Source organism: Thioalkalivibrio sp., from assembly GCF_041690275.1.
GTDB lineage: Bacteria > Pseudomonadota > Gammaproteobacteria > Ectothiorhodospirales > Ectothiorhodospiraceae > Thioalkalivibrio.
The window spans coordinates 1-4,715 of sequence record NZ_JAWLHP010000109.1; the positions used below are offsets into that span (position 1 = coordinate 1).

The 4,715-nt window shown below is 68.1% G+C and carries 3 protein-coding genes; all 3 read right to left on the reverse strand.

From position 1 onward, the window contains the following. Nucleotides 1-70: 70 nt before the first annotated feature. Nucleotides 71-3,169, reverse strand: coding sequence for an efflux RND transporter permease subunit (locus ACESMN_RS13345; RefSeq protein WP_373054098.1), 3,099 nt, complete (start codon nt 3,167-3,169; stop codon nt 71-73). Further along, nucleotides 3,169-4,275: an efflux RND transporter periplasmic adaptor subunit gene (locus ACESMN_RS13350; protein WP_373054099.1), complete on the reverse strand. Its 1,107-nt coding sequence runs from the start codon at nt 4,273-4,275 to the stop codon at nt 3,169-3,171. Before ACESMN_RS13350 ends, ACESMN_RS13345 begins: the two co-directional genes overlap by 1 nt. 17 nt (nt 4,276-4,292) lie before the next feature. After that, nucleotides 4,293-4,715 (reverse strand): TolC family protein (locus ACESMN_RS13355; RefSeq protein WP_373054100.1); only part of this gene is annotated, 423 nt, incomplete at its 5' end.

Sequence of the window (4,715 nt, forward strand, 5' to 3'; positions counted from 1 at the left end):
CGACCGAGCAGCCAGTCGATCACGACTTCCTCCACGTCCGGGGGGGCAATCAGGGTCAGCAGCACGTTGTTCATGAGTCGGATCCCTTGCGGTTCGCTTCGGGTGACGCTTCACCGAAGCGGCGGTAGAGGATGGGCAGCAGCACCAGGGTCAGCAAGGTGGAGGTCACCAGCCCGCCGATGACGACGGCAGCGAGCGGCCGCTGGATCTCCGAGCCGGGCCCGGTCGCGAACAGCAGCGGGATCAGGCCGAACGCGGCGATCGAGGCGGTCATCAGCACCGGGCGCAGGCGTCGCTTGGCACCCTCGACCACCGTCTCGTGCAGCGACAGGCCCAGGGCGCGCAACTGGTTGAAATAGCTCACCAGCACCACACCGTTGAGCACCGCGATGCCCAGCAGCGCGATGAAGCCCACCGAGGCCGGCACCGACAGGTACTCGCCGGAGATCCAAAGGCCGAACACGCCGCCGATCAGGGCGAAGGGGATGTTCAGCAGGACCAGGATGGCCTGGCGGATCGAGCCGAAGGTGGTGAACAGCAACAGGAAGATCAGCCCGACCGAGACCGGCACCACCAGCCCCAGTCGCTTGGCCGCGCGTTGCTGGTTCTCGAACTGTCCGCCCCAGGCAAGGCGATAACCCGTGTCCAGGGAAACCTCCTCGGCGACTGCCTGGCGGGCGTCCTCGACGAACCCGACCAGATCGCGACCGGCAACGTTCGCGGCCACCACGACGAAACGCTCCCCCAGCTCCCGCTCGACCTGTACCGGGCCCTCGACCCGGTCGATGGTGGCCAGCGCCGTCAGTGGCGCCTGGCGACCCCCCGGCAGGCTGACGAGCAACTCGCGCAAGGCTTCCGGCGAGTTGGCGATCTCGCGGCTGCCGCGGATCATCAGCGGGGTACGCCGCATGCCCTCGTAGACGGTGCCGACGTCCTTGCCCTCGAGTTGCGCCCGCAGCAGGGTTTCCAGTTCCTCGATGGCCAGCCCGAAGCGGCCGGCGGCCTGTCGGTCGGCCGTGACCTTGAGGTACTGCACACCCTCGTTGCGGCTGTAGAAGACATCCGAGGCGCCGTCGACGCCGCGCACGGTCTCGGCAATGCGCTGGGCCTTGTCGTTGAGGACGTCCAGGTCGGGGCCGAACAGCTTGATGGCCAGATCCCCGCGCACCCCGGTGAGCATTTCCGAGACGCGCATTTCGATGGGCTGGGTGAAGGCGTGGGCCATGCCGGGGAAGTCGGCCAGCACCTCGCGGATGGCGTCGACCAGTTCCTCCTTGGTCTCGAAGCGCCATTGCTCGCGCGGCTTGAGGACCAGGAAGCTGTCCGTCTCGTTGAGCCCCATCGGGTCCATGCCCAGTTCGTCCGATCCGGTGCGGGCGATCACGCCGGTGACTTCCGGCACACGCTCGATCAGGGCCTCCTGGAAACGCTTGTCCAGGGTGATCGATTGCTCCAGCGAAATGGAGGGCAGCTTCTCGAGCTGCACGATGACGTCGCCCTCGTCCATGATGGGCATGAAGATCTTGCCGATCTGCGTGTAGGCCGCGGCCGTGGCGCCCAGGGCGGCCACGGCGACGATGCCGATGACCTTCGGGTGGGCCAGCGACCAGCCGAGTGCCGGGGTGTAGACCTTGTGCAACTGGCGCACCAGCCAGGGCTCGTCGTGCGGCACGTTGCGCAGCAAATACGAGCTGATTACCGGGATGGCCGTCAGGGACAGCAGCAGCGAACTTCCCAGGGCGAAGACGATGGTCAGCGCCACCGGCTTGAACAGCTTGCCTTCCAGCCCCTGCAACGTGAGCAGCGGCAGGAAGACGATCACGATGATCAGGATGCCGGCGGTCACCGGGGCGGCGACCTCGCGCACGGCCCGGTAGATCACGTGCAGCCGCGGCAGGCGTCTGGCCTCCTTCTCCCGCGCCAGGTGGGCGACGATGTTCTCGACCACCACCACGGCGGCGTCGACCAGCATGCCGATCGCGATCGCCAGCCCGCCGAGGCTCATCAGGTTGGCCGACATGCCCATCCGGTCCATGAGGATGAAGGTCACCAGGGCGGCCAGCGGCAGGATCAGGGCGACCGTGATCGCGGCCCGCAGATTGCCGAGGAAGACGAGAAGCAGGATCAGCACCAGGATGATCGCCTCTTCCAGCGCCTTCGTGACGGTATGCACGGCCCGGTCGACCAGGTTGCCGCGGTTGTAGAAGACGTTGATGGTCACGCCGTCGGGCAGGGTGGAGGACAGTTCGTCGATCTTGTCCTGCACACCGGCGACCACCTCGCGGGCATTCGCCCCGCGCAGGCCCAGCACCAGCCCCTGCACGGCCTCCTGTTCGCCGTCCTTGGTGACCGCCCCGTAGCGGGTGAGACTGCCGATCTGCACGCTGGCGACGTCTGCCACGTGGATGGGAGCGCCCCCGGGGGTCATCGCCACCACGGTTTCGCGCAGGTCATCGAGCTGCGTGACACTCCCCTCGATGCGGACCAGCAGGGCCTCCTCGCCATCGCGAACCCGGCCGGCGCCATCGTTGCGGTTGTTGCGCGACAGGGCCGTGCGCAGCTGGTCGAGGGTGATGCCGCGAGCGCTCATCTTCGCCGTGTCCGGGGTGACCTCGAAGGTGCGCACGTGCCCGCCCAGCGCATTGACCTCGGCCACGCCCGGCACGGTGCGCAGGGCCGGGCGGATCACCCAGTCGAGCAGCGAGCGGCGCTCGGTCAGCGACAGGTCGCCGCCGTCGATGGTGAACATGAACATCTCGCCCAGCGGCGTGGTGATCGGCGCCATGCCGCCGGTGGCATCGGGCGGCAGGTCGGCCCAGACGGCATTCAGACGCTCGGCTACCTGCTGCCGGGCCCAGTAGATGTCGGTGCCCTCGGCAAAGTCGATGGTGATGTCGGTCAGGCCGTACTTGGCCACCGAGCGCAGCATCTCTTGGTCGGGGATGCCCAGCATTTCCACCTCCACCGGGGCGGTAATGCGCTGCTCGACCTCCTCGGGCGTCATGCCGGGGGCCTTGATGATGATCTTCACCTGGGGCGTCGAGACGTCCGGGAAGGCATCGATCGGGAGATTGAGAAAGGCGCGGGTACCCAGGCCCGCGATCAGGGCCACCAGCAACAGGATGAACAGGCGCTGGGTGAGTGAGAACCGGATCAGGGAGGCAAGCATCACTCGTCGCCTCCCATGCCTTGCCAGGCCCCCTTGATGGCGGCCACACCGTCCACGGCCACGTGATCACCGGCCGACAACTGGCTCTGGTCACCCGTGTCGCTCACCCGGATGGTCAACAGGCCATCGGCCTCGCCCAGCCGCTCGACCGGGAGGGCATCGAAGCCGCCCTCGGTCGCGACGAAGATGAAGAATGCCTCTCCCTGGCGGATGACGGCGTTGCCCGGCACTCGCAGCAGGTCTGCCTGATCCGCGCCCTCGAGGCGCACGCGCAGGAATTGGCCCGGACGCAGCCGGCCGTCGACCGCGTCGACCCGGGCCCGGACCATGACGGTCTGATCATCGGGGTCGATGCGGCTGCCGATGAGGATGACCTCCGCCTGCATCGCTTCGTCCACGACGGTTACCCGGTCCCCGGCTTGCACGTCGGCGAGACGCTCGACCGGCAGGCGCACCTCCAGCCAGAGCGTGTCGAGTGCGCTGATGCGGACCAGGGCGGAGGCGGCGTCGACCCGTTCGCCCGCGGTGACCATACGCTCCATGACGGTGCCGTCCCGCGGGGCGACAAGGTCAAGCACGGCATCGATACGACGGGTCTGGTCGAGCCGATCGATGCCGTCTGCGCTCATCCCGGCAAGCGACAGGCTCTGGCGCAGGGCGGAAAGACGGGCATCGGACTGGTTATAGGCGCCGCGGCTCTCGTCGAGGCGGCGCTTGGCGATGATGCCCTCGGCCGCCAGTGCCCGGTCGCGTTCGAGGGCCTGTGCCGCCACGCGATGGGTCGCCAGTGCCTCGAGGTAGTCGCGTTGCAGCCCGACCAGGCCCGGGCTCAGCAGGCTGGCGATCGGCTGGTTTTGGGTGACGGTCTCACCTTCGGCGACCCGGACCTGCTGGATCAACCCGTCGACCGGGGCGGCGAGCACGGTTTCGTTGGCCGGCGGCACCCGGACGTCGGCCGGGTAGGCGTGTCCGGCGACGTTGCTGGCCGCCTGGACCGCGGCGGTTTCAATACCCAGCGCCCGGGCCTGGGAGGCGCTCATGGTGATGTCCGCTGCCTGCAGGGTCGGGCTGGACAGCAGCGCGGCCCCCATGGCTCCGAGAAGCATTTTCCTGATGTGGCGATTCACGGCATGACCCCCTTGGCCTGGTTGTATTCGGCGATGCTGCGCTGCAGCCGGACGTGGCTCATCGCGGCGCGACGCTGTGCGGAAAGCTGGCGTTCCTGAACGCGGAGCAGGTCGGCAAGCCCGATCTCGCCCAGCGAGTAGGCCCGGCGGGCGAGCCCGAGGCTTTCATCGGCAAGATCCCGGTGAGCCCGGGCTTGCTCGAGTTCCACCCGAGCCGCGGCGAGTGCCTCTTCGGCCTGCGCGACTGCCAGACGGATTCGGCGCTCTGCCAGAAGCGCCCCCGAGCGGGCATCGGCAAGACTCACGTTGGCGCTGGCTTCTTCCGGTGCCCGCAGGGCCTGCAACTGGATCGGGAGGGAAATGGAGATGCCCACGCTGTCGATGGAATCGCGACCGTCCTCCTCCCGGCGGATGTTCAT